Genomic DNA, 24,505 nt, shown 5'->3' on the forward strand with positions numbered 1-24,505 from the left:
TAGATGGTGGGCACGTCGCTAACGCTCCTTTGCCCACCCTACGAAGATTCTCGCTACGCCGCCTGCCCGATACTGGCGGCCTCGGCCGCGGCGCGCTGCATGCCTTCGGACATTTCGCTCGTCACCGCGCTCTGCTGCTGAACGGCCGCAGCCGTTGACGTTACATACTCGCTGACATCCTGGATCGCCTGCCTGATCGAGTTGAGGGCCGCAACGACATCGCTGGAGATGCCGTTGAGATTGCCGATCTCCTGGTCGATCTTGTCGGTCGCCTGCTTGGCCTGATTGGCGAGGCCCTTCACCTCGGACGCGACCACGGCGAAGCCGCGGCCGGCTTCACCGGCCCGTGCCGATTCGATCGTGGCGTTCAACGCCAAGAGGTTGATCTGGCCGGTGATCGCGCCGATCAGCTGCACGATGCTGCTCATCGACTCCGACGCCTCCGTCAGGCGCTGCGCCTGCTGGTCGGCGGCCTCGACGCGACCAACGGCCGTGCGCGCGGTTTCCTTCGACTTCGCCATGGCGTCGGAGATTTCGCGCACCGACACGTTGAGCTCCTCGGCGCCGGAAGCGACCGTCTCCATCAAGCCGCGAACCTTCTCGCTGCGCATCCGCGCGATCACCTGCGCCGTGGTGTCGGTGGCGTATTTCACGACCTTGTAGGGCTTGCCGTTGAGGTCGCGGATCGGGTTGTAGGACGCCTGGATCCAGATCTGCCGGCCGCCCTTGCCGAGCCGCTCATACTCGCCCGACTGGAATTCGCCGCGGTTCAGGGCGGCCCAGAACGCGCGATAGCCGTCGCTGTCGCGCGCCTCATGCGGCATGAACAGGCTGTGATGCTTGCCCTCTATCTCGGCCAGCGAATAGCCGAGCGCGCCCAGGAAGTTCTGGTTCGCAGTCAGCACCTTGCCGTCCATGTCGAACTCGATGACCGCCTGCGACTTGCCGATGGCTTCGATCTGGCCGGCGAAATTCGCGGTCTTCAACTTTTGATCGGTGATATCGGAGGCGAACTTCACCACCTTGAACGGCTTGCCGGCGTCGTCGAGAATCGGGTTGTAGGACGCAAGAATCCAGACCTCCCTGCCGCCCTTGCCGAAGCGCTTGTATTCGGCCGACTGGAATTCGCCACGGCCGAGTTTCGCCCAGAATTCGCGGTAGGCCGCGCTGTCGCGCTCGGCCGGAGCCACGAACATCTGGTGATGCTTGCCCTGGATCTCGGCCAGCGAGTAGCCGATCGCGCTAAGGAAATTATTGTTTGCCGTGATGATGATGCCGTCGAGATTGAACTCGATCACGGCTTGCGCACGGGCGATCGCCTCGATCTTGCCGGCATCCTCCATGCTGCGGATCTTGCGCTCGGTGATGTCGGTGGCGAACTTGACGACCTTGGTCGGCTTGTTGGCGCTGTCCAGGATCGGATTGTACGACGCCTGAATCCACACTTCGCGGCCACCCTTGCCGACGCGCTTGTATTCGGCGGACTGATACTCGCCCCGATTCAATTTCGCCCAGAACGCATGATAGTCCGGGCTGTCGCGGAGTTCCGGCGTCACGAACATCCGATGGTGCTTGCCCGCAATTTCGTCGAGCCGATATCCCATCGTGTCGAGGAAATTCTGGTTGGCGGTGATAATCGTGCCGTCCATATTGAACTCGATCACCGCCTGCGACTTGCTGATGGCGATCGCTTGCGCCAGCGCGTCACGCGCGGCGGAACTGCTTTTCAAAAAGGGCATAAAAAATTCTCCGGTTCTGGAAACGAGCGTGGCTTGATTTGCCGAAGCTGCATCGTCCGGATCCCTATTGACCCGTATTTTCCGCTGTGGACGAAGGTCGCATTAGATGGCTAATTCTTTATTAATTCCTTTTATTTTCAATGGCTTAGTGTCCCAGAAGTTGTGTTGGCCAGGTCAGGCTTCCAAATTGGGGCGGTAAAACCGTGCCGCTGTGCGCCGCGCAGAATTGCGGAGAAGCCATTCTGAAAGCTCGCAAAACCGGGGATGAAATCTTCCAATCAGCACGGGAATCTCTCGAGCCCTTTTTTGGTTCTGATTGAATCAGAGCCGGCTCTAGATTCTTGTTCTGACGAGATTCTTGTTTTGACGCGTTTTCTAGGCGCGAGCCGGTGTCCACCTCGCTCGAAAACGCTATAGGGTAGCCCGATGCTCATCCTCGCCATCGATACCGCGCTTGATGCCTGCGCCGCGGCCGTGCTCGACACCAGCGCAGACGGCGTCATCGCGTTAGAATCGCAGGCGATGAAGCGCGGTCATGCCGAAGCCCTGATGCCGCTGATCGCGCGCGTGATGAAAGCATCAGGCGTTGGCTTTGCCGCGCTCGATCGCATCGCCGCGACGAGCGGTCCCGGCAGCTTTACCGGATTGCGCGTCTGCCTTTCCGCCGCCCGCGGCATTGCGCTCGCCGCCGGCAAGCCGGTCGTCGGCGTGACGACACTGACCGCTTTTGCCGCCCCCATCGTCAGCAAGAATGGCGAACCTCATCCTGTCATCGCCGCGATCGATGCGCGGCATGATCATGTCTATTTCCAGGTGATCGGCGGCGACGGTATTGCACTGATCAAGCCGAAGGTCGCGCCGATAGCGGAAGCGCTCGACGCGGCGCGCTTTGGTGCGCCATATCTGGTCGGCAATGCGGCGAAGATTCTGGCGGACCGCTGGCCGGCCGATGCAGCGCCGCCGGTCAAGGTCGATCAGCAGGCAGCGCCCGATATCGCCTGGGTGGCGTGGCTGGGCGCCGCCGTCAGTCCCGAGAGCTCGCCGGCACGGCCCTATTATCTGCGCGCGCCCGATGCCAAGCCGCCGAAGGATCTGCTGTCCGGCGCAGCACAGCCGCCGGCATCGCGATGACATGGCTCTCCGAATGGTGGAGCGGCGGCACGGCCGTGATCGAACCGGCCAGTCCGCGCGACGCGACGCGTCTGGCGCAACTGCATGGCGCATCGTTTCACCGGGGCTGGGGCGAAGGCGAATTCGAGGTCATGCTGACCGAGCGCAATACGCTCGTTCACCGGCTCAGACGGGGGCGCAGGATTATCGGCTTTGCCGTGTCGCGCATGGCGGCCGACGAGGCGGAGTTACTGTCGATCGCCATCGATGCGACCCAACGCGGCCGTGGCTTGTCGCGCAACCTGTTGCTGACGCATCTCGGTCATCTCGCGGGCCGCGGCGTGCGCAAGGTGTTCCTCGAGGTCGAAGAAAATAATCAGCCGGCGCGGCGCCTGTATGAATGGGCCGGATTTGAGGTCGTTGGCCGCCGGGAACGCTATTATCAGCAGCCCGGCGGCGAGCAATTGAATGCACTTCTGATGCGGCGTGACTTGTCGTAATATGCGGGCGGTGGCAAAAGACACCCGACCTGCGTCCGAAGGCCCTGAGATCATGCCCGCACTGAAATCCCCGCCCGCGCATAAAAATACCGGCATCGAGGCCCGCTGCGCCGCCACCGGCATGCGCATGACCGAACAGCGCCGGGTGATCGCGCGCGTGCTGGCTGATTCGGTCGACCATCCCGACGTCGAGGAACTTTACCGGCGCTGTGTCGCGGTCGACGACAAGATCTCGATCTCGACGGTGTATCGCACCGTAAAACTGTTCGAGGATGCCGGGATCATCGAGCGGCACGATTTCCGCGAGGGGCGGGCGCGCTATGAGCAGATGCCCGACAGCCACCACGACCACCTGATCAATCTGCGCGACGGCAAGGTGATCGAGTTCACCTCCGAGGAGATCGAGAAATTGCAGGCCGAGATCGCCCGCAAGCTCGGCTACAAGCTGGTCGATCACCGGCTGGAATTGTATTGCGTCCCGCTCGACGAAGATAAGTCCTGATCGCGTGCAAAACTCAAATCCGAATTTCGATCTGATCATCTTCGACTGCGACGGCGTGCTGGTCGACAGCGAAGTCATTTCATGCCGCGCGCATGCTGAGACGTTGACGCGTCATGGCTATCCGATCACTTCCGAACAGGTGCTCGTTCGCTTTCTCGGCGTGTCTGAACGCGAGGCGCGCCAAATGATCGAACGCGAGATCGACCGGAAGCTGCCTGATGACTTCGAACAACAGGTGAACGCAGCCACGCTGAAATCTTACGAGGGCGATTTGCAGGCGATCGCGCATGTCGGCGAGGCAATTGGCGCGATACGCCTGCCCAAATGCGTCGCTTCCAGCGGAACGCCCGAAAAGATTCGCCACGGCCTCACCTGCGCCGGCCTCTACGACCAACTCGCGCCGCATATTTTCTCCGCTACGCAGGTCAGCCGCGGCAAGCCGGCGCCCGATCTGTTTCTGTTCGCCGCCGAACAGATGAAGGTGCAACCGTCCCAGTGCCTGGTGATCGAGGACAGCGTGCCCGGCGTCACCGGCGGCCGCGCCGCCGGGATGACCGTGCTCGGTTTCCACGGCGGTAGCCATTGTCAACCGGGCCATGCCGAGATGCTGCGCGCCGCCGGTGCCGCCTTGACGTTCGACGATATGCGAACACTGCCCGATCTGATTGCGCGCACCGGTCGAAACGCCGACTAGCCTCACATCGCATGGTTGAAGTCCGGCGTCGCCGCCGACATCAGATCAAACAACCTTGCCGCGAGTTAACTGGGCGCGGGATCCGCAGGTGATAGTTTCCGATGAACCTGCGTGAGGGGAGCGCGCGCATCGTGAAATTACCTGACAGCCAAATGTCAAAGGCAGCCTTGCTGCTGAAAACGGCCTTGCCGCTCACGCTCGTTGCGGCGGTGGCTGTGCTGGCGCGAACCTGGCAGCTTTCGCAGAACGATTTTGGCAGGCAATACTACGCTGCAGGCGTGCTCAGCATGCTGGGTAGCTGGCACAATTTCATCTTCAACGCGTTCGACCCCGCAGGCTTTGTTTCCATCGACAAGCCGCCCGTGGCGATCTGGCTGCAGGTCGCCAGCGCCAAGCTGCTCGGCTTTGGCGCGCTTTCGATCCTGCTCGCCCAGGCGATGGCGGGATTGGCCGCGGTCCTCCTCGTTTACGTTCTGGTGCGGAAATATTGGGGCGGGAAGGCCGGCTCTATCGCCGCGCTGTCGCTCGCGCTCAGCCCGATCAATGTTGCCGTCGACCGTTCCAACAATACCGAGAGCTGTCTCATCCTGGTGCTGCTGGCCGGCGTGTGGTTGGGGATGCGGGCAGCCGAAACCGGCCGGCTCACGACATTCTGCGCCGCGATGGCCACGATCGGCATCGGCTTCAACGTCAAGATGGGAACTGCGCTGGTGCTGGCTCCCGTGCTGGCCTTGACGTTCAGCCTCGCCCGGCCGGGCGCTCCCGTCACCTGGCATGTCCCGCGACAAGCCATCGCAGGCATCGTCCTCGTTGTCGTGTCGCTGTCATGGGCGATCTTCTTCGATCTCACGCCGGCTCAAAACCGACCCTATGCGGGCAGCACCAAACACAATTCGATGCTGGAGCTTGCATTGGTGCATAATGGCGCGGCCCGCTTCATTGCGATGTCCGCGCCCGCAGGCAATCCGGCAATTTCCTCGCCCGCCGCCTCCAGCGAGACGGCGCCGGCAACCACGGAAGTCCGGCAGCCCGTTATGACCGACGATTCGCCGACAGGCCCTCTCCGCCTGTTTCGGCCACGAGCCGCGGCACAGTTCGCCTGGCTGCTGCCGCTCGCGCTCGCGGGCCTTGTTCTCGCATGGTCGGATGCATGGGGCCCGGGCACGCCGGCGTCACGCCGCATCAGCGCCGGTGTGTGGACCGGCTGGCTCGTGATGTACTGGATCGTGCTCAGCTTTGCGGGCGGATTGATCCACACTTACTACGTCGCCGTGCTTGGTCCGCCGCTCGCCGTGTTTTCCGGCATCGCCGTCGCCGGGCTTTGGTCGAGGTGGCAAGCAGGCAAGCCGGGGCGGATATACTTGCCGCTGATCATTGTGGCGACGGCCGGATGGCAGGCCTATCTCTGCATCGCGCAGTCCGAGACGATCGGATCCGATTGGCTCAGCCTGACATGGCTGACGTCGATCGGGATCGCCACGATTTGCGCTGGTGTCCTTTATGCATTGCCGCAGCAGGGCAGCGGATTCGCGAAACTATTCGCGGGCGCTTCCATCGGCGCGCTGCTCGTTGCGCCGATCCTGACCACCGCGAGCGTCGTTCTGAGGCGCCCCAACATCGCGGCGCCGGTCGCCAACATGACCGCCCTGCTCGCGCCATCGGATACCGAGCGGGTAGCACTACGGACATCGCGGCTGGAAGCCGCCCGCCAGAAGCTCACCAGTTACCTGATCGCCAATCGTGAGACCGCAAAGTTTCTCGTCGCCGTTCCCAACGCCAACGTCGCCGCGCCGCTCATTATCCAGACCGGCCTGCCCGTCATGGCGATCGGCGGCTATCTCGGCGACGATCCGATCCTGACGCCTTCGGACATCGAACGGTTGGCCACGGACAGGCAATTGCGCTTCGTGATGCTCGGCGGATTTACCTTGGCGCCGGCAAAGCAGATGGCGGCACTCGATCCGATCGCGCGATGGGTGCGCGCCAACGGCCGCCCCGTCGATGTCAGATTGTGGCGCCTGTCCGCATCGGCCGGCACGCCCTACCGCATCAACCTCGGCAACGAGTGGGTGGAGGTTCCGCCGCCCGAACTGTTCGATCTCTGGGGCAAGGCGAACTGAGCCTGCCCGTCATTCCGGGCGAACGCTGGCTTTTTGGCCACTTAGGCTATATTTGAGCCCCAGCCGCCGCCAGGGCGCCATTTCCACCCGTAAGGTTCCATGAAGCCGCCGCGCAAGCTGCATATCAAGTCCTATGGCTGCCAGATGAACGTCTACGATGCGCAGCGCATGGTGGACACGCTGGCGGGCGAGGGCTTTGTCGAAACAGCCAGCGCCGAGGATGCGGACCTGGTGATCCTCAACACCTGCCACATCCGCGAAAAAGCTTCTGAAAAGGTCTACTCCGAACTCGGACGGTTGCGGGTCGCGAAGGATGAGGCGGCGCGGAACGGGCGCGAGATGCGCATCGCGGTGGCGGGCTGCGTCGCACAGGCCGAGGGCGAGGAGATCATCCGTCGCGCGCCAACCGTTGACGTCGTGGTCGGCCCGCAGAGCTATCATCATCTGCCGCGGCTATTGGCGCGCGCGAAGAGCGAAGGCCGCGCGCTGGAGACCGAATTCCCGGTCGAGGACAAGTTCGGCTTCCTGCCACAGCCAAAACCGGCTGCGATCCGCGCGCGCGGCATCTCCGCTTTCGTCACCGTGCAGGAAGGCTGCGACAAGTTTTGCACCTTCTGCGTCGTGCCCTATACGCGCGGCGCGGAAGTCTCGCGCCCCGTGGCGAAGATCGTCGACGACGTGAAGCGGCTCGCCGATAACGGCGTGCGCGAGATCACCCTGATTGGGCAGAACGTCAACGCCTATCATGGCGAAGGCCCGGACGGACTGACGTGGCCGCTGGGCAAGCTGTTGCATCGGCTTGCCGAAATCGAGGGTATCGTGCGGCTGCGCTATTCAACCAGCCATCCCCGCGACGTCGATGATTCGCTTGTTTCGGCCCACCGCGATCTCCCGGCGTTGATGCCGTTCGTGCACCTTCCGGTACAATCCGGCTCCGACCGGATCCTGGCAGCCATGAACCGCAAGCATACCGCCGATGATTACCGCCGCGTCATCGACCGTTTTCGTGAGGCCCGCCAAGATATTGCTTTCTCATCGGATTTTATCGTCGGCTTCCCCGGCGAAACCGAGGGAGAATTCGCCGCGACCCTCGCGCTTGTCATGCAAATCGGGTACGCTGGGGCTTATTCGTTCAAATATTCGCCGCGGCCCGGCACGCCGGCGGCGGACATGCAGGAGACGGTGTCAGCGGCTGAAATGGACGAGCGATTGGTGCGGCTTCAGGAATTGATCGACAGCCAGCAATCGGCCTTCAACAAGGCCATGATTGGCAATACCGTCGATGTGCTGTTCGAACGCGCGGCCCGCAATCCCGGCCAGATCGTCGGCCGCACCGCTTACCTTCAGCCCGCGCATGTCTTTGCCTCGCCTGACATCATCGGACGGGTGCTGCCGGTCAAGATCGAGAGCCTCGAGCGCTACAGCCTGCTCGGCGAACTCGCCGGCGCTGCCGCGCGGCCAGTCTCTTCAACACTTTCAACCATGACCCATTCTCAACAAACCAGTTCTTCTCAAGAAACTCAGGGAGCCTGAACCCTTGCCAAAAAGCGCATCGGATTCACCTTCACTCGCTCCCAGCCGCAAGTTTGACCGCGATATGCAAATTCCGCCCGAGACCCAGGTCGTCATCGACTTCGACGACAACCGCGCCGCTTCCGCGCTCGTCGGCCCCTACGGCCAAAACCTGGCGCTGGTCGAACGGCGGCTCGGCATCGTCGTCGATTCCCGCGGCAACCACATCACCATCGCCGGCTCCCGCGACGGCTGCGACGCCGCGCGGCGCGTGCTGGAGACGCTCTATGCACAGGCCTTGCAGGGCCATGATCTCTCGCAGGGCGAGGTCGAAGGCGCGATCCGCGCCGTGCTCGCACAGGGATCGCTGTTCGAGTACGACGCCAAGACCGCCAAATCGTCGTTCGAGACCATCAATCTGCGCAAGCGTCCGGTGCGCGCACGCACGGCGGCGCAAGATTCCTACATTCGCGCGTTGAAACGCCACGAGATGGTGTTTGGCGTAGGCCCCGCCGGCACCGGCAAGACATGGCTTGCGGTGGCGCATGCCGCGCAATTGTTCGAACGCAAGGAAGTCGATCGCATCATCCTGTCGCGGCCCGCGGTCGAGGCCGGTGAGCGGCTCGGCTTCCTGCCCGGCGACCTCAGGGAAAAGGTCGACCCTTACCTTCGCCCGATCTACGACGCGCTGTACGATTTGATGGATTCGCGCATCGTCGAGCGCGCGCTGCAGGCCGGCGAGATCGAGATCGCGCCGCTGGCCTTCATGCGCGGCCGCACGCTCACCAATGCCGTCATCATCCTCGACGAGGCGCAGAACACCACGTCGATGCAGATGAAGATGTTCCTGACCCGGCTCGGCGAGAACAGCCGCATGATCATCACCGGCGATCCATCGCAGGTCGACCTGCCGCACGGCCAGGCTTCCGGACTTGCCGAGGCCGTCAAGCTGCTCGACGGCGTCGAGGGCATTGCGCAGGTGAAATTTACCGCGGAAGACGTCATCCGCCATGAACTGGTGGCGCGGATCGTCGCCGCCTATGAGGGATTGCCGCAGAAGCCGGCAACCGGAAAATCTTGACCCAAGAATCTTCGGCCGTGAACCTGCTGCAGGCAGGTTGCGGCCGTAACCCGAACTCTGAAATGCAAAGCGCTGGAACGCCCGTGTCGTCCGCCCTTCCTCTTACCGAGGTTCTCGTCGTCGCCGAGTGCTGGCAGACGGAGCCGGACGCCGAGGCGGTGATTCATCGTGCCATCAATGCGGCGGCCGAAATCGCCGATGCCGATGTCGGCGAGGCTGAGCTCGCCGTCATGCTGACCGACGATGCCGGCATCCGCACGCTCAACAATAACTGGCGCGGCATCGACAAGCCGACCAACGTGCTGTCGTTCCCGGCGCTGCAGCCGACCACGGGCGCACCTCCCGACGTGCCGCGCATGCTCGGCGATATCGCGATCGCCTATGAGACCACGCGGAAAGAGGCCGATGACGAGGAAAAGCCGTTCGATCATCATCTCAGCCATCTGGCGGTCCACGGCTTCCTGCATTTGATCGGATACGATCACGAGAAAGACGATGACGCCGAAGCCATGGAAGGTCTCGAACGGGAGATTCTCGCCCAGCTCGGCATTCCCGATCCGTATACGGATCGGGAGCGGGTGGACTGAAATGCCGGACTCCGACCCGATACAGGACAACCCGCGCGACACGCCCAATCTGCCGGTGGTGGTGCAGGAAGGCGAGGTGCTGCGCCCGGCCGCCGACAGCTGGCTGATGCGCGCGATCCGCACGCTGTTCGGCTGGAAGGCGGGCTCGGTCCGCGCCGATCTCCAGGTCGTACTCGACGCCTCCACCCCCGATGACGTCGGCTTTTCCGCCATCGAGCGCACGATGCTGCGCAACATCCTCGGCCTGAACGAGCGGCGGATCGCCGACGTGATGGTGCATCGCGCCGACATCGTTGCAGTGAAGCGGGATATTCCGCTCGGTGAACTAATGAGCCTGTTCGAAAGCGCGGCGCATTCGCGGCTCGTGGTCTACAACGAAACGCTCGACGACCCCGAAGGCATCGTTCACATCCGCGATCTCCTGGCGTTCATGACCGCGAAGGCGCGGGTCGGCGATACGACCAAGCCCAAGCGCAAGAAGCCGTTCCCGGCCGGCCTCGACCTGCGCGCGGTCGACCTCGCATTGCCGCTGGCGGAGGCCAACATCATCCGCAAGCTGCTGTTTGTGCCGCCGTCGATGCGGGCGATCGACCTGCTGGCGCAGATGCAGGCCTCGCGCATCCATCTGGCGCTGGTGGTCGACGAATATGGCGGCACCGACGGGCTGGTGTCGATCGAGGACATCGTCGAGCAGATCGTCGGCGAGATCGACGACGAGCACGACAGCGACGAGCCACCGTCGATCGTCCGACAGGGCGACAACGCATTCATCGCAGACGCCCGCGCCAGCCTCGAGGATGCCCGCAAGATGATCGGCGAGGAATTCGTCACCGGCGAGGCCGGCGAGGAAGTCGAGACGCTGGGCGGCTACCTGGTGGCGCAGGTCGGCCGACTGCCGGTGCGCGGCGAAGTCATTGCGGGTCCGGGCAATTTCGAGATCGAGGTGCTCGACGCCGATCCGCGACGGGTCAAGCGGCTGCGGATCGGGATTCGGAAAGAGCGGCCGGCGACGCGCGTGACGCGCGAGCGAAGCCGCCGCGAGGCCCCGCCCGATACCAATGTGCCGCCGACCAATGACAATACACCGCCGCCCCCCGGTGATGGAGCCGGCTCGCAGTGATCTCAACCAGCAAATTCCGCGTCGCGGGACTCTCGATCATCCTGGCCTGGGGCTGGAGGCGTGCGGCAATCGCGCTTGTCGCGGGTGCGATGTCGGCGCTTGCGATGGCGCCGTTCAATGCCTGGCCGGTGCTGTTTGTGACCTTTCCGGTCGCGGTCTGGCTGATCGACGGGGCGGCAGCCGGAAAACGGCGCGGCGTGCCGGCGGCGGCGATGTCGGGCTTCTGGTTCGGGCTCGGCTATTTCGTGCCCGGGCTTTACTGGACCGGCAACGCCTTTCTGGTCGACGCGCCGACCTTTGCCTGGCTGATGCCGTTCGCGGTGCTCGGCCTGCCGGCCTACCTTGCCTTATTTCCAGCGCTCGGCTTCGCGCTGGCGCGCCTGATCTGGACGCGGGATGCTTCGCGGGTGCTGGCGCTCGCGATCGGGCTCACGGTCAGCGAATGGTTGCGTGGCTATGTGCTGTCGGGATTCCCGTGGAATGCCTTCGGCTACGCGCTGTCGGAGCCGCTGGCGCTGGCGCAGACGGCGTCGCTGATCGGGCTGTGGGGCATGACCTTCCTCAGCGTAGCGATCTTCGCCAGCCCGGCGGCGCTGATCGACGGTTCTTCGCGCGGCCGAAAGCCCTGGATCGCGCCGGTGGCGGCGCTGTCGCTGCTGGTGGTGATGGGTGTCTACGGCGCCGTGCGGCTGTCGCTGCAGCCGACCGCATTGACCAAAGTCAGGCTGCGCATCATGCAGCCGAACCTGCAGCAGGACGTCAAATTCAACTACGCCGCAAAGGCGGAGGTGATGCAGAAATACCTGACGCTTTCCGACCGCGCTTCAGGACCGCAATCCACCGGCGTGCGCGACGCCCAGATCCTGATCTGGCCGGAATCGGCTTTCCCGTTTTTCCTGACGCGGGAAGCCGACGCAATGGCGCAGATCGCCGAGCTCCTGCCCAAGGGTACCGTGCTGATGACCGGATCGGTGCGCGCCCCGGACGGACCGCCCGGCGCCCGCGTCCGCCGTGCCTATAACTCGATATATGTGATCGACCATGACGGTGGTGTGCTGTCGGTTTACGACAAGCTGCATCTGGTGCCGTTCGGCGAATACCTGCCGTTTCAGGAGTGGATGGAAAAGCTCGGCTTCGTGCAGCTAACAAAAGTGCACGGTGGCTTTATTCCAGGCACGCGGCGCCAGACGATGGAGATACCGAATGCGCCGAGCGCGCTACCGCTGATTTGTTACGAGGCGATTTTTCCCGGAAATGTTGCGGCGCGTGACGATCGCCCCGGCTGGATCATCAACCTGACCAATGACGGCTGGTTCGGAAATTCGACGGGCCCCTATCAGCACCTGCAGCAGGCGCGCCTGCGTGCGATCGAGGAAGGGCTGCCGATGGTGCGCGCCGCCAACACCGGCATCTCGGCGGTGATCGATCCCTCGGGCCGAATTGTGGCACGGCTCGGCCTCGGCATCGAAGGCGTGTTGGATGCCAGCCTGCCGTCGGCGCTGCCGCCGACGGTTTATACTCGTTTTGGAGATATCCCGGCTGCCATCATCGTGGCCGGCGCACTCCTGCTTGTCGTCCGTCGCCGCGTTGCGAAGCGCGCCGACTGAGATTTACGCGTCACAGGTTGTCACTGGTTTACTAAAAAACGCTGACTGCGTGGTTCCGCCAGTTGACAGACAGCCTGCGATTCGCTTTCTGCGGTTGCAAGCCAAGAACAACAACCAGTCACTTCATTGCTCAGATCGTCCGCAATTCTACCCGATCCTTCGAGCAGGATATGACGGTCACGGCGCGCATGAGGCATGTCCTTCCACTGCCTCATTCCCGGCGCGCGATCTCAGGAGTGATCTAGATGTCCACCAAAGCGCCCAATCCGGTTGACAAATATGTCGGCAGCCGCGTCCGGATGCGCCGCATCATGCTGGGCATGAGCCAGGAAAAACTGGGCGAAGCGCTCGGCCTCACCTTCCAGCAGGTTCAGAAATACGAAAAAGGAACCAACCGGGTCGGCGCCAGCCGCCTGCAGCAGATATCCGAAATATTGCAGGTACCTGTGTCGTTTCTGTTCGATGGCGGGCCGAGCGGCGCGGTGAATGGCGCGGGGTTCGGCGAAGGCGCCTCCCCGGCTTATGTGTCCGATTTCCTCGCGACATCAGAGGGTCTCGCGCTGACGCGCGCGTTCACGCGCATCGGCGATTCCAAAATGCGGCGCTCGATCGTCGAGCTGGTCGAGCAGATCGCGTCGCGCGACGGCCCCGACCCGCGCTGATTCTCATCCGCGCCGGTTTGAGAATTTCGTATTCTGGAATATGCCATCATTTCCCGATGCGAAATTGCGCATCTTGGAATGACGCTGTATCGGATACGACATGACGACAGCCAATCCGTTCGATGCCACGCCGATCCTCGAGGGCATCCGCCGCTGGGTCGAGATCGAGACCCCGACCGAAGCGCCCGAGCAGGTCAACAAGCTCGCCGACCTCGTCGCTGACGGCTATCGCGGTCTGCCCGCGACCATGGAGCGGATCGCCGGGCACTCCGGCTGCGGCGACCATCTGGTGGCGCGCTCGTCATGGGGGCAGGACGCACCGGGAATCCTGGTGCTGAGCCATCTCGATACGGTGCATCCGCTTGGATTCATCAATCGCCTGCCGTTCCGTATCTCGGGCGACAGCGCTTTCGGCCCGGGCATCTACGACATGAAGGGTGGCGCCTATCTCGCCTATCATGCATTTCGGCAGGCTTGCGCCGACGGCTCGCGGCCGTCGCTCGGCATCACCCAGCTCTATGTCTCCGATGAGGAGATCGGCAGCCCGACGTCGCGCGCGCTGATTGAGAGCGAGGGCAGAAAGGCGAAATATGTGCTGGTCACCGAACCGGCGCGCGACGGCGGAAAGATCGTGACGGGGCGCAAGGGCGTCGGGCGCTTTGAGGTCTTCATCAAGGGCGTGCCCTCGCATGCCGGCACCAGGCCCGAGGACGGCCGCAGCGCCATCCGCGAACTCGGCAATGTCATCCAGACGCTGGAGGCGATGAACGATCTGGCGCGCGGCATCACCGTCAATGTCGGCGTGGTCCGCGGCGGCACACGGTCGAACGTGATTGCGGAGGAGGCCTATGCCGAGGTCGATTTGCGCGTGCCGACGATTTCGGATTCCGACGAGCTCACGGCGAAAATCCTCAATCTGAAATCGCGCACCGAGGGTGTCACCGTCAAGGTGATCGGCGAGCTGAACCGTCCGCCGTACGAAAAGAGCAATGCCGGCGCCGCGCTCTACGAGCATGCCAGGACGATTGCGGCGGAGATCGGTTTCGACCTGGTCGATACGTCGACCGGCGGCGGCTCCGACGGCAATTTCACCGCGCCGCATACCGCAACGCTGGACGGGCTCGGCGTCGACGGCCAGGGCGCACATACCCATTACGAGCAGATGTACATCTCCTCGATCGAGCCGAGAGCGCGGCTGTTGTATCGTCTGTACCAGACACTGCGATGATGACTGCACCGCGCGATACCGGCGACCGCGACGCGCCGCCGGATGACGGCGCGTCGGCACATGCGCGCGGCTCGTTCTTCGGTCGCCGCAAGGGCCACAAGCTCCGCATCCATCAGGCCGACCTGATCGACAATCTGCTGCCGCATCTGGCGCTCGACATCGGAGCGCCCGCGCCGGCGCGGCTTGCCGAGCTGTTCGATGGCGAAATCGAGGATGTCAAACTCGAAATCGGATTCGGCGGCGGCGAACATCTGATCGCGGAGGCGCAAGCCTTTCCCGACATCGGGTTCATCGGCTGCGAGCCCTATGTCAACGGCATGGCGAAAATCCTGACGCAGATCGAGGCCCACAACATCAGCAACATCCGCCTCTATGCCGGCGATGCCGCGGAGTTGCTGGCCTGGGCCCCGCCGCGCTCGCTGGCGCGGATCGACCTGATCCATCCCGATCCTTGGCCGAAGCGGCGGCACTGGAAGCGGCGCTTCGTGCAGGACGCAACGGTCAACGCGATGGCGCGCATCCTGAAAGACGGCGGCGAGTTTCGGTTCGTCAGCGACATCGACGATTACTGCGCGTGGACGCTGGCGCATCTGATGCGCAGCTCCGATTTTCTCTGGACTGCGGAGCGCGCCGCCGACTGGCAAAAGCCGTGGGACGGCTACACCATGACGCGCTACGGCCGCAAAGCCGAGCGCGAAGGACGCGTGGCGGCGTATTTGCGGTTTCGGCGGGTGGGCTAGGTGCCGTCATTCCGGGGCGCGCGAAGCACGAGCCCGGAATCCATCGGGCCACATCGCAGGCGGAGAAATGGATTCTCTGATGTGCAATTGCACATCATAGCTCGCGCTACGCGCGCCCCGGAATGACGAGCCGCTATTGATTGCCCATCTTCGCGTTCTTCAAACGCGAAGCGTTTGCGCAAGGGAGCTCGCGACAAAATTGCAAAGCAATTTTGCGCTGAAGCGACGAAGCTGCGCTCGCAATGACGAGCGAACCGATAAGGCGCGATTACCGCGTCTTCCAGAACGCGACGACGCGCTGGGCGGTCGAGGGCATCAGGCGAACGTAGTTCACCCGCGCGTTTTCGATGTCGGCGGGGGATGCGGTCCGATTCGGACCGAGCCGAAGCAGGATCAGCGCGCGAACGGTCGCCCATTCGATATCGATGGATTTCCCGGCGATCAGGATCGGATCGTAGCGATCGCCGCTGATCAGGCGGTCGAGGGTTTCGATCTTGACGCCGGTCATCGCCGACAGCGCGGCGACCGACTCCTCGTATTTGAAGGCCCTGGCAAAATTGAGCAATGCGCCTTCGCCGAGCATGCCTTCGCGGTGGAGCTTCAGCACGGTGCGCTGCGCCGGCATGAAGTCGCGCCGCTCCTCGCGTTCGGACGGGCCGGTGATCGCAGTCATCGCCTGCTTGATGTCGGCCTGCCGTTCGGGCTTGACGACCTGGAACAGGCGGCGACGGACGACGTCGATGGAGCCGGACAGCAGGTCCTTCAATTGCGTTGGTGACAGATCGTCGCGCTGGCCGAGCCTGATGGTCAGCACGCCATCCTGGCCGGCGCGCTTGATCAGCGTCGAATAGCTGTTCTCCGAGAAGGCTGCGCCCGCATTGCCGGCGGCGCGCCTGATCACGTCGCGCTCGCCGCGGGCAACGATGACGTCGGTGAGATCGGTTGAAAGCGTGGGCCGCTCCGCCATCGCCAGCAGATGGCCCTGGCCCTTCATCGACGCAATTTCGATCAGCATTTTTTCGTCGATGAGCGGCGAGCGGCGCAGCAGCGGGCCTGCGATGGCAATTTCATCGTCATGGGCGAGTTGGCCGACCAAACCACGCGGCGCGTTCGCCAGCATCGACAAGCGCTCGGCCAGCTCGGCGCGCTCGGCCAGTTCGGCATGCGGGACGAGACTGGTCAGGACACCGTCGAACAGATCGACATGATCGGAGCGGAAGCTCGCCGCACCCTGCAGGAAAAGCTCGCTGATGCGGCGCGCGGCATCGGCACGGCGCTTGGGGTCGCCGCGACTGATGATGTCGTCGAGTTCCGGGATCAGCGATGGTGAAATTATCATAAACCCGCCCAAACCGGCCTGAATTGGCTGGTTTTCGGGAAATCTAGGCACCGTTCATGAATGAAGGGTTAGATTTTGCCTCCCCACTCAAAGCTTGGCAAAATCGGACTTAACGGGATCGCGGGCCTTGTCGGATTGCGGAAAAACCGCTATATCCGCGGCAACTTATGGTTCTCATACGATCGCGTATTGAGAGTGGGCCCCCCGGGACCCGCTCTTTTTTATTACCTGAACCTGCCCTGCCCAGAATGGGGCGTCAGGCGCGGTTCGGGGAGCCGGCCGGACTGCCGGTTAAGGCCCGGCCTAAACCCATGCAAGTAAGACGCTTTTGACCCTGGACATGACCGATCCAACTGCTGGTTCCGTGGATGCCGACCTCTTGGCCGAGCCCCGTCTCGTCGTCGAGCCGGGCGCAGCTGCGCGGGTATCGGCGGTGGCTGGACCGGTTTTGCAGGGAATGGGCTACCGGCTGGTCCGGATCAAGATTTCAGGCGAGGCCGGCTGCACCGTCCAGATCATGGCCGAACGGCCTGATGGTACGATGCAGATCGAGGATTGCGAGGCGATCTCGCGGGCGCTGTCGCCGGTGCTCGACGTCGCCGATCCGATCGACCGCGCCTACCGGCTGGAGATTTCCTCGCCGGGCATCGATCGCCCGCTGGTGCGTCGTTCCGATTTCGAGCGCTACGCCGGTCATCTCGTGAAGATCGAAATGGCGGTCGCCCATCAGGGCCGCAAGCGTTTCCGTGGTACGCTCGGCGCCGTCGAAGGCGATGCCGTGCGGTTACATCGGGATGACATACGCGCGGAGGAAGATGCCGACGTGCTGCTGGTGATGGAAGACATCTCCGATGCACGACTGGTTTTGACCGACGAATTGATTGCGGAATCGATGCGGCGCGGCAAGCAGGCCGAGCGCGAGCTGAAGCAGAATCTCGGGCTGGCGCCACAGCCTCCGCCGCACGCAAAGAAGAGCGATCCGGCCAGGAGCAACAAACCGAAGCCGAAGCCCGGCAAGAAGCCCGAGCCCAAAAAGCCCGAGCCGACCAATACCAAGAAACACCGCCTCGCCGCAGAAAGACTGCGCAGAGGCGACCTCGATCCTACCGAAGGAGACTAGGCCATGGCCGTCAGTGCCAACAAACTCGAACTGCTGCAGATCGCAGACGCGGTCGCCCGCGAAAAGTCGATCGACCGCGGGATCGTGATTGCTGCGATGGAAGACGCCATCGCCAAGGCGGCCCGCGCCCGTTACGGCAGCGAGACCGACGTTCACGCCGAGATCGACGCCAAGAAGGGTGAGCTGCGACTGTCGCGCCACATGCTGGTGGTCGAGCAGGTCGAGAACTCCTCGAACCAGATTTCGCTGGCGGACGCGCAGCGCGCCAATCCGGGCGCCCAGGTCGGCGACACCATCGCCGACACCCTGCCGCCGCTGGAATATGGCCGCATCGCCGCGCAATCCGCCAAGCAGGTGATCGTGCAGAAGGTGCGCGAGGCCGAGCGCGACCGGCAGTACCAGGAATTCAAGGACCGCATCGGCGACATCGTGAACGGCGTAGTCAAGCGCGTCGAATATGGCAGCGTGATCGTCGATCTCGGCCGCGGTGAAGCCATCATCCGCCGCGACGAAATGCTGCCGCGCGAGGTGTTTCGCAACGGCGACCGCGTCCGCGCCTACATCTTCGACGTCCGCCGCGAAACCCGCGGACCGCAGATCTTCCTCTCCCGCACCCATCCGCAATTCATGGCCAAACTGTTCGCGCAGGAAGTGCCGGAAATCTATGACGGCATCGTCGAGATCAAGGCGGTGGCCCGCGATCCCGGCTCGCGCGCGAAAATCGGCGTTATTTCCCGGGATTCCTCGGTGGATCCGGTCGGCGCCTGCGTCGGCATGCGCGGTTCGCGCGTGCAGGCGGTGGTGAACGAACTGCAGGGCGAGAAGATCGACATCATTCCGTGGTCGCCCGACATCGCGACCTTCGTCGTCAACGCGCTGGCGCCTGCCGAAGTCGCCAAGGTCGTGATCGACGAGGACCGCGAGCGGATCGAGGTCGTCGTTCCCGACACCAACAACCAGCTCTCGCTGGCGATCGGCCGCCGCGGCCAGAACGTCCGCCTCGCCTCGCAGCTCACCGGCTGGGACATCGACATCCTCACCGAACAGGAAGAATCCGAGCGCCGCCAGGCCGACTTCGAGAACTCGACGCGGGTGTTCATGGAAGCGCTGAACGTCGACGAAGTCGTCGGCCAATTGCTGGCGTCGGAAGGCTTTACCTCGGTCGAGGAACTCGCGCTGGTCGACGCCAAGGAACTGGCCGGCATCGAAGGCTTCGACGAAGAAACCGCCAACGAGCTGCAGAGCCGGGCGAGAGAATACCTGGAACAGCTCGAAACGGAGCTGGAAAACAAGCGTAAGGAGCTCGGCGTGGATGATGCTTTGAAGACGGTGCCCGGCGTGACCTCGAAGATGCTGGTCAAGTTCGGCGAGAACGACATCAAGTCCGTCGAGGACCTGGCGGGCTGTGCGACCGACGATCTGGTCGGCTGGACCGAGCGCAAGGAAGGCGGCGAGCCGACCAAGTTCCCCGGCATTCTCGACGCCAATGAGATCTCGCGCGACGATGCCGAACGCATGATCATGCAGGCCCGCGTCATTGCCGGCTGGATCACCGAGGCGGAACTCGCCAAACAATCCGAGGCGACCGAGACCACCGAAGACCAGACGGCGTAATGCGGGTGTTCCGCAAAACCGAAAATCTTTTCTGCGCGCAGTCCGTGCGCAGATGACCGGAGCCACTAAACAGGCATGCTCGCTTTGGCTGACCCCGATCTCGACCATGGGCCGCGGACCGACAAGTCCGCGACCATGCGGATGTGCGCGGTCAGCCGCGAGGTGCGCCCGATCGACGAGCTGATCCGGTTCGTGGTCGCCCCGACGGGCGAAGTCATCCCCGATTTGAAGCGAAAATTGCCCGGCCGCGGCCTGTGGGTCCAGGCCTCGCGCCGGACCGTTGCGGAAGCGGTACGGCGTCACCAATTTAGCAGAGGGTTCAAGCGCACCGTTCGCGCCGCGGCGACCCTTCCCGCCGATACCGAGGCCCTGCTGGAACGAAGCTGCACCGAGGCGCTGGCCATGGCGGCCAAGGCCGGTCAGGTCATTGCCGGCTTTGCCAAGGTCGAGGGCCTGCTCGAACAGGGCAGGGCCGGAGCCCTGATTCACGCTTCCGACGGCGCGGCCGACGGAATCCGCAAATTGGACGCTATCGCTGGGCAAAGGACCGGAAATATCGGTGAATCGCGGGGTTTACCGATCGTTACCGCTTTAACCTCGGCACAATTGGATTTGGCACTGGGCCGGTCAAATGTGATACATGCTGCGCTGCTCGCGGGCCCGGCGAGCAAAACGTTCCTGTCGCGCTGCCAGATCCTGGTTCGATACCGGCTGGACGACGACGACAAGACCGGGGATGGCGGCCAGAAATTCTGACGGACGAAGATTGGTTCCGAAGCCTTGCTTCAATGAATGTGCGGATACGCACAATGTAACGAGATTAGGACTGCTGAATGGTTGATACCAAAACGCCTGGCGACAAGACTCTGAGTGTCCCGACCAAGACCTTGACGCTGAAGCCGCGGGTCGAGACGGGCACTGTGCGCCAGAGCTTCAGCCATGGCCGGACCAAGCAGGTCGTGGTCGAAAAGCGTGGCAAGCGCCGCGTTGGCGGCGACGCGCCCGCGACCGAAACGCATGCGCCCGAGCCGGTCGTCGCCAAGCCGACGCCTGCCAAGGCCCCCCTCTCCCGCCCCGCGGCAGCGCCGGCCGCGCCGCGCAGCGGTTCGGGCGTGGTGCTGCGCACGCTGACGGAAGACGAGCGTTCCGCCCGCGCCAGCGCCCTGGCCGATGCCAAGGTGCGCGAAGTCGAGGAACGGCGGCTGGCCGAGGAAGAAGCCAAGCGCCGCGCCAGCCGTGAAGGCATCGAACAGGCCGAACGCGAGGCCGCCGAAGCCCGCCGCAAGGCCGAGGAAGAACGGCACCGGCTGGAAGAGGAAGCCAAGCGCAAGGCCGAAGTCGAGGCCAAGAAGCGATTTGGCGAGGCCGAGGCCAAGACCGCGACCGCGCCGACGACGTCCGCTGCGGCGCGGCCCGCCGCGGCCCGCCCGGCGGCTGGAGCCCGCCCGGCAGTCGTGCCGCCCGCGCGCGCCCCGGGCGTTGCTGCCGACGCTTCCGATGAGGACGAAGGTCCGCCGCGCCAGGTTCGCCGCGGCCCCGGCGGCGCCATGCGCCCCGCGGTGCCCCCCAAGACCACCCATAAGCCTGGCCCGCAAAAGGAACGCGGCCGCCTGACGCTGGTCACCGCGCTCAACGCCGACGACGTGCGCGAGCGTTCGATCGCCTCGTTCCGCCGCCGCACCCAGCGCCTAAAGGGCCACGCCTCCAACGAACCGAAGGAAAAGCTCATCCGCGAGGTGACGATCCCGGAAGCGATCACGATCCAGGAACTCGCCAACCGCATGTCGGAGCGCGCCGTGGACGTCATCCGCATGCTGATGAAGCAGGGCGCGATGCACAAGATCACCGACGTGATCGACGCCGACACCGCGCAGTTGATCGCCGAGGAATTGGGCCATTCCGTCAAGCGCGTCGCCGCGTCGGACGTTGAAGAGGGCCTGTTCGACGTGGTCGACGATTCGACCGATACCGAGCCGCGCTCGCCGGTCGTCACCGTGATGGGCCATGTCGACCACGGCAAGACCTCGCTGCTCGACGCGCTTCGCCACGCCAACGTGGTGTCGGGCGAAGCCGGCGGCATCACCCAGCATATCGGCGCCTATCAGGTGACCTCGCCGGAAAGCGGCAAGAAGATCACCTTCATCGATACGCCCGGCCACGCCGCGTTCACCGCGATGCGCGCGCGCGGCGCCAAGGTCACCGATATCGTGATCCTGGTGGTGGCGGCCGATGACGGCGTCATGCCGCAGACGATCGAGGCGATCAACCACGCCAAGGCGGCGAAGGTTCCGATGATCGTCGCGATCAACAAGATCGACAAGCCGGACGCCAAGCCGGAACGCGTGCGCACCGAACTGCTGCAGCACGAGGTTCAGGTCGAATCGTTCGGCGGTGAAGTCGTCGACGTCGAGGTATCAGCCAAGAACAAGACCAATCTCGACAAGCTGCTCGAGATGATCGCGCTGCAGGCCGAACTGCTCGACCTCAAGACCAATTCGGAACGTCCGGCCGAAGGCACCGTGATCGAAGCCAAACTCGATCGCGGCCGTGGTCCGGTGGCCACCGTGCTGGTCCAGCGCGGCACGCTCAAGGTCGGCGACATCATCGTGGCCGGCGCCGAAATGGGCCGCGTCCGCGCGCTGATTTCGGACCAGGGCGAGAACCTCGACGAGGCCGGACCTTCGGTGCCGGTCGAAGTGCTCGGTTTCAACGGCCCGCCGGAAGCCGGCGACCGCCTCGCCGTGGTCGAGAACGAAGCCCGCGCCCGCCAGGTCACGAGCTATCGCGCCCACCAGAAGCGCGAGAACGCCGCCGCCTCGATTTCCGGCATGCGCGGCTCGCTCGAGCAGATGATGTCGCAGCTCAAGACCGCGGGCCGCAAGGAATTCCCGCTGATCGTGAAAGCCGACGTGCAGGGTTCGCTCGAAGCCATTTTGGGTTCGCTGGAAAAACTCGGCACCGACGAAGTCGCAGCCCGCATCCTGCATGCAGGCGTCGGCGGCATCTCGGAATCCGACGTCACGCTGGCGGAAGGTTTCAACGCCGCGATCATCGGCTTCTCGGTGCGCGCCAACAAGGAAGCCGCGGCTGCCGCCAAGCGCAACGGCATCGAAATCCGCTACTACAACATCATCTACGATCTCGTCGACGACATCAAAAAGGCGATGTCCGGCCTGCTCGCGCCGACGCTGCGCGAAACCATGCTGGGCAATGCGCAGATCCTGGAAGTGTTCAACATTTCCAAGGTCGGCAAGGTCGCCGGCTGCCGCGTCACCGACGGCACCGTGGAACGCGGCGCCAATGTGCGCCTGATCCGCGACAACGTCGTCGTGCATGAAGGCAAGCTTTCGACGCTGAAGCGCTTCAAGGACGAAGTAAAGGAAGTGCAGTCCGGCCAGGAATGCGGCATGGCGTTCGAAAATTACGGCGACATGCGTCCCGGCGACGTCATCGAGTGTTACCGCGTGGAGACCATCCAGCGCTCTCTGTAAGTCCAAACCTTGCGAAGAGCCTTGGATTTTATTGACTGAGAATGCGGCGTCATGGCCGGACTTGTTCCGGCCATCCACGTCTTAACCTGATTCAACAAGCAAAAACGTGAATGCCCGCGCGCAGGCAAGTTTGCGCAGCCTGCCTAAAGTTGGCTGCGGCGCGGGCATGACGGCTTTGAAAGACGAAAATGCCCCGCCATCATACCAAAGGTTCCGCCCCCGGCGGCTCGCAACGGCAATTGCGCGTCGGCGAGACCGTGCGCCATGCGGTCGCCGATATTCTGTCGCAGGGTAGCGTGCACGACCCCGACCTCGAAGGCCACATCATCACCGTTCCCGAGGTGCGAATGTCGCCGGACCTGAAACTCGCGACGATTTACGTGATGCCGCTCGGCGGCCGCGATACCGAGGTCGTGCTCGCGGCGCTCGCGCGCAACAAAAAATTCCTGCGCGGCGAGATCGCTCACCGCGTTAACCTGAAATTTGCTCCTGACCTTCGCTTTCGCGTCGACGAACGATTCGACGAAGCGGAACGGATCGAGAAATTACTGAGAACACCTGCGGTGCAAAGAGACCTCGCACCCGATTCGGACGACAAGTGATGACCATGCCCACCGCGAACAGCGCGATCGAGCAGCAAACTGCCGAAGCGCACGACGCCGAAAAAAATATTTTTTCAGGCGAGTCGCGAGGCGACGACGAACGTCGCGCCGGCGAAGACCAGCGCCGCAGCAACAACGATCCGCGTCACAACAAGCAGCCGCGGCAGAACAACCAGCCGCGCCGCGACAAGCGCGACGTTCATGGCTGGGTGATTCTCGACAAGCCGATCGGCATGACCTCGACGCATGCGGTTGCCGTGCTCAAGCGCCTGTTCCAGGCCAAGCGCGCCGGCCATGCCGGTACGCTCGATCCTTTGGCATCCGGCGGCCTGCCGATCGCGCTCGGCGAGGCCACCAAGACGGTGCCTTTCGTGATGGACGGCCGCAAGCGCTACCGCTTCACGGTCGCCTGGGGCGAGGAGCGCGACACCGACGATACCGAGGGCCGGGTGGTCAAGACCAGCGAGCTGCGGCCGTCGGCGGAAGCGGTGCGGGCCCTGCTGCCGCAGTTTACCGGCCTGATCGAGCAGATCCCGCCGCAGTATTCCGCCATCAAGGTCCAGGGCGAACGCGCCTATGACCTGGCGCGGGACGGCGAAACAGTGGAACTGAAGCCCCGCCCGGTCGAGATTCACGAATTAACCCTTGTAGAACATGGAGATAATGGCCAGTCCGTGTTCGAGGCCGAGTGCGGCAAGGGTACCTATGTCCGGGCGCTGGCCCGCGATATCGGCCGGATTCTGGGCTGTTTCGGCCATATCTGCGCGTTGCGGCGGACTTTGGTCGGCCCGTTCCGCGAGACGGACATGATTCCGCTGGAAGAGTTGGAGGCTTTATGCAATAGAGCCGCGTCTGGCGAGGGAAGCCTCGCCGACGCGCTTTTGCCCGTTGAGACCGCGCTGGACGACATCCCGGCACTGGCCGTCACACGGGCTGATGCGGCAAGGCTCCACCGGGGCCAGGCCGTTTTGTTGCGCGGACGGGATGCGCCCAATAGTAGCGGCACAGTCTATGTCACGGTGGCAGGCCGGCTTCTGGCCCTCGCCGAAATTGGCAATGGCGAACTCATCCCCAAGCGCGTGTTCAACCTGACCGGGCTGACTGCCAGTCCCGGTCGCAGCAATGAGAAAGTTTGAC

Annotated in this window: 21 protein-coding genes; 19 read left to right on the forward strand and 2 right to left on the reverse strand. The window is 63.7% G+C overall.

The window, feature by feature from the left end; translation table 11 throughout:
- Nucleotides 1-53 precede the first annotated feature (53 nt).
- Nucleotides 54-1,739 carry a PAS domain-containing methyl-accepting chemotaxis protein gene (locus tag KIP88_RS11555; protein ID WP_214488046.1) on the reverse strand — a complete coding sequence of 562 codons (1,686 nt, stop codon included), beginning with the start codon at nt 1,737-1,739 and terminating at the stop codon, nt 54-56.
- A gap of 426 nt (nt 1,740-2,165) precedes the next feature.
- On the opposite strand from KIP88_RS11555, the gene tsaB reads away from it, so the two are divergent.
- The 13 genes from tsaB (at nt 2,166) to trmB (ending at nt 15,202) form a co-directional block, all read left to right on the forward strand.
- On the forward strand, nt 2,166-2,870 hold the full coding sequence (tsaB, locus tag KIP88_RS11560) for a tRNA (adenosine(37)-N6)-threonylcarbamoyltransferase complex dimerization subunit type 1 TsaB (protein ID WP_214488047.1): 705 nt from the start codon (nt 2,166-2,168) through the stop codon (nt 2,868-2,870).
- On the forward strand, nt 2,867-3,349 hold the full coding sequence (rimI, locus tag KIP88_RS11565) for a ribosomal protein S18-alanine N-acetyltransferase (protein ID WP_214488048.1): 483 nt from the start codon (nt 2,867-2,869) through the stop codon (nt 3,347-3,349). Before tsaB ends, rimI begins: the two co-directional genes overlap by 4 nt.
- A gap of 52 nt (nt 3,350-3,401) precedes the next feature.
- Nucleotides 3,402-3,851, forward strand: coding sequence for a Fur family transcriptional regulator (locus tag KIP88_RS11570; protein WP_214488049.1), 450 nt, complete (start codon nt 3,402-3,404; stop codon nt 3,849-3,851).
- A gap of 4 nt (nt 3,852-3,855) precedes the next feature.
- Nucleotides 3,856-4,545 carry an HAD family hydrolase gene (locus tag KIP88_RS11575; protein WP_214488050.1) on the forward strand — a complete coding sequence of 230 codons (690 nt, stop codon included), beginning with the start codon at nt 3,856-3,858 and terminating at the stop codon, nt 4,543-4,545.
- Nucleotides 4,546-4,697: 152 nt separating this feature from the next.
- Entirely contained in the window at nt 4,698-6,665 is a 1,968-nt protein-coding gene (locus tag KIP88_RS11580) for a glycosyltransferase family 39 protein (RefSeq protein ID WP_214488051.1), read from the forward strand.
- Nucleotides 6,666-6,764: 99 nt separating this feature from the next.
- Nucleotides 6,765-8,198: a tRNA (N6-isopentenyl adenosine(37)-C2)-methylthiotransferase MiaB gene (gene miaB, locus KIP88_RS11585; protein WP_214488052.1), complete on the forward strand. Its 1,434-nt coding sequence runs from the start codon at nt 6,765-6,767 to the stop codon at nt 8,196-8,198.
- A 4-nt stretch (nt 8,199-8,202) separates the two neighbouring features.
- Nucleotides 8,203-9,258 carry a PhoH family protein gene (locus KIP88_RS11590; RefSeq protein ID WP_214488053.1) on the forward strand — a complete coding sequence of 352 codons (1,056 nt, stop codon included), beginning with the start codon at nt 8,203-8,205 and terminating at the stop codon, nt 9,256-9,258.
- 83 nt (nt 9,259-9,341) lie between these two features.
- Complete coding sequence (gene ybeY / locus KIP88_RS11595) at nt 9,342-9,845, forward strand: rRNA maturation RNase YbeY (protein WP_374226455.1); 504 nt, start codon at nt 9,342-9,344, stop codon at nt 9,843-9,845.
- 1 nt (nt 9,846) lies between these two features.
- Nucleotides 9,847-10,965, forward strand: coding sequence for a hemolysin family protein (locus tag KIP88_RS11600; RefSeq protein WP_214488055.1), 1,119 nt, complete (start codon nt 9,847-9,849; stop codon nt 10,963-10,965).
- The gene (gene lnt / locus KIP88_RS11605; RefSeq protein WP_214488056.1) at nt 10,962-12,572 is read left to right on the forward strand and encodes an apolipoprotein N-acyltransferase; all 1,611 of its coding nucleotides are present in this window, start codon (nt 10,962-10,964) and stop codon (nt 12,570-12,572) included. Before KIP88_RS11600 ends, lnt begins: the two co-directional genes overlap by 4 nt.
- Before the next feature lie 245 nt (nt 12,573-12,817).
- The gene (locus KIP88_RS11610) at nt 12,818-13,234 is read left to right on the forward strand and encodes a helix-turn-helix domain-containing protein (protein ID WP_214488057.1); all 417 of its coding nucleotides are present in this window, start codon (nt 12,818-12,820) and stop codon (nt 13,232-13,234) included.
- Between the two features lie 100 nt (nt 13,235-13,334).
- On the forward strand, nt 13,335-14,462 hold the full coding sequence (locus KIP88_RS11615; RefSeq protein ID WP_214488058.1) for a M20 family metallopeptidase: 1,128 nt from the start codon (nt 13,335-13,337) through the stop codon (nt 14,460-14,462).
- The gene (gene trmB / locus KIP88_RS11620) at nt 14,462-15,202 is read left to right on the forward strand and encodes a tRNA (guanosine(46)-N7)-methyltransferase TrmB (protein WP_374226461.1); all 741 of its coding nucleotides are present in this window, start codon (nt 14,462-14,464) and stop codon (nt 15,200-15,202) included. Before KIP88_RS11615 ends, trmB begins: the two co-directional genes overlap by 1 nt.
- A 268-nt stretch (nt 15,203-15,470) precedes the next feature.
- On the opposite strand, the gene KIP88_RS11625 is transcribed toward trmB, so the two are convergent.
- On the reverse strand, nt 15,471-16,541 hold the full coding sequence (locus KIP88_RS11625) for a DUF2336 domain-containing protein (RefSeq protein ID WP_214488060.1): 1,071 nt from the start codon (nt 16,539-16,541) through the stop codon (nt 15,471-15,473).
- Nucleotides 16,542-16,881: 340 nt separating this feature from the next.
- Here KIP88_RS11625 and rimP point away from each other — a divergent pair, with 340 nt between their 5' ends.
- The 6 genes from rimP (at nt 16,882) to truB (ending at nt 24,504) form a co-directional block, all read left to right on the forward strand.
- Complete coding sequence (gene rimP / locus KIP88_RS11630; protein ID WP_214488061.1) at nt 16,882-17,661, forward strand: ribosome maturation factor RimP; 780 nt, start codon at nt 16,882-16,884, stop codon at nt 17,659-17,661.
- Nucleotides 17,662-17,664: 3 nt separating this feature from the next.
- Complete coding sequence (gene nusA, locus KIP88_RS11635) at nt 17,665-19,275, forward strand: transcription termination factor NusA (RefSeq protein WP_214488062.1); 1,611 nt, start codon at nt 17,665-17,667, stop codon at nt 19,273-19,275.
- Between the two features lie 75 nt (nt 19,276-19,350).
- A complete protein-coding gene (locus KIP88_RS11640) occupies nt 19,351-20,031 on the forward strand; it encodes an RNA-binding protein (protein WP_214488063.1) in 681 nt (226 codons plus the stop codon).
- 77 nt (nt 20,032-20,108) lie between these two features.
- Complete coding sequence (gene infB / locus KIP88_RS11645) at nt 20,109-22,766, forward strand: translation initiation factor IF-2 (RefSeq protein ID WP_214488064.1); 2,658 nt, start codon at nt 20,109-20,111, stop codon at nt 22,764-22,766.
- A 188-nt stretch (nt 22,767-22,954) separates the two neighbouring features.
- On the forward strand, nt 22,955-23,368 hold the full coding sequence (rbfA, locus tag KIP88_RS11650; RefSeq protein WP_214488065.1) for a 30S ribosome-binding factor RbfA: 414 nt from the start codon (nt 22,955-22,957) through the stop codon (nt 23,366-23,368).
- Nucleotides 23,368-24,504 carry a tRNA pseudouridine(55) synthase TruB gene (gene truB / locus KIP88_RS11655; protein WP_214488066.1) on the forward strand — a complete coding sequence of 379 codons (1,137 nt, stop codon included), beginning with the start codon at nt 23,368-23,370 and terminating at the stop codon, nt 24,502-24,504. The genes rbfA and truB overlap by 1 nt, the downstream gene beginning before the upstream one ends.
- The last annotated feature ends 1 nt before the right edge of the window (nt 24,505 follow it).

It is taken from the genome of Bradyrhizobium sp. SRL28 (assembly GCF_018596315.1).
Classification (GTDB): domain Bacteria; phylum Pseudomonadota; class Alphaproteobacteria; order Rhizobiales; family Xanthobacteraceae; genus Bradyrhizobium.

Excerpts from the sequence above, each read along its gene's own strand:
- KIP88_RS11555 (WP_214488046.1), bottom strand. The coding sequence starts at position 1,739 with ATGCCCTTTTTGAAAAGCAGTTCCGCCGCGCGTGACGCGCTGGCGCAA.
- tsaB (WP_214488047.1), top strand. The coding sequence starts at position 2,166 with ATGCTCATCCTCGCCATCGATACCGCGCTTGATGCCTGCGCCGCGGCC.
- rimI (WP_214488048.1), top strand. The coding sequence starts at position 2,867 with ATGACATGGCTCTCCGAATGGTGGAGCGGCGGCACGGCCGTGATCGAA.
- KIP88_RS11570 (WP_214488049.1), top strand. The coding sequence starts at position 3,402 with ATGCCCGCACTGAAATCCCCGCCCGCGCATAAAAATACCGGCATCGAG.
- KIP88_RS11580 (WP_214488051.1), top strand. The coding sequence starts at position 4,698 with ATGTCAAAGGCAGCCTTGCTGCTGAAAACGGCCTTGCCGCTCACGCTC.
- miaB (WP_214488052.1), top strand. The coding sequence starts at position 6,765 with ATGAAGCCGCCGCGCAAGCTGCATATCAAGTCCTATGGCTGCCAGATG.
- KIP88_RS11600 (WP_214488055.1), top strand. The coding sequence starts at position 9,847 with ATGCCGGACTCCGACCCGATACAGGACAACCCGCGCGACACGCCCAAT.
- KIP88_RS11610 (WP_214488057.1), top strand. The coding sequence starts at position 12,818 with ATGTCCACCAAAGCGCCCAATCCGGTTGACAAATATGTCGGCAGCCGC.
- KIP88_RS11615 (WP_214488058.1), top strand. The coding sequence starts at position 13,335 with ATGACGACAGCCAATCCGTTCGATGCCACGCCGATCCTCGAGGGCATC.
- trmB (WP_374226461.1), top strand. The coding sequence starts at position 14,462 with ATGACTGCACCGCGCGATACCGGCGACCGCGACGCGCCGCCGGATGAC.
- KIP88_RS11625 (WP_214488060.1), bottom strand. The coding sequence starts at position 16,541 with ATGATAATTTCACCATCGCTGATCCCGGAACTCGACGACATCATCAGT.
- rimP (WP_214488061.1), top strand. The coding sequence starts at position 16,882 with ATGACCGATCCAACTGCTGGTTCCGTGGATGCCGACCTCTTGGCCGAG.
- nusA (WP_214488062.1), top strand. The coding sequence starts at position 17,665 with ATGGCCGTCAGTGCCAACAAACTCGAACTGCTGCAGATCGCAGACGCG.
- KIP88_RS11640 (WP_214488063.1), top strand. The coding sequence starts at position 19,351 with ATGCTCGCTTTGGCTGACCCCGATCTCGACCATGGGCCGCGGACCGAC.
- infB (WP_214488064.1), top strand. The coding sequence starts at position 20,109 with ATGGTTGATACCAAAACGCCTGGCGACAAGACTCTGAGTGTCCCGACC.
- rbfA (WP_214488065.1), top strand. The coding sequence starts at position 22,955 with ATGCCCCGCCATCATACCAAAGGTTCCGCCCCCGGCGGCTCGCAACGG.
- truB (WP_214488066.1), top strand. The coding sequence starts at position 23,368 with ATGACCATGCCCACCGCGAACAGCGCGATCGAGCAGCAAACTGCCGAA.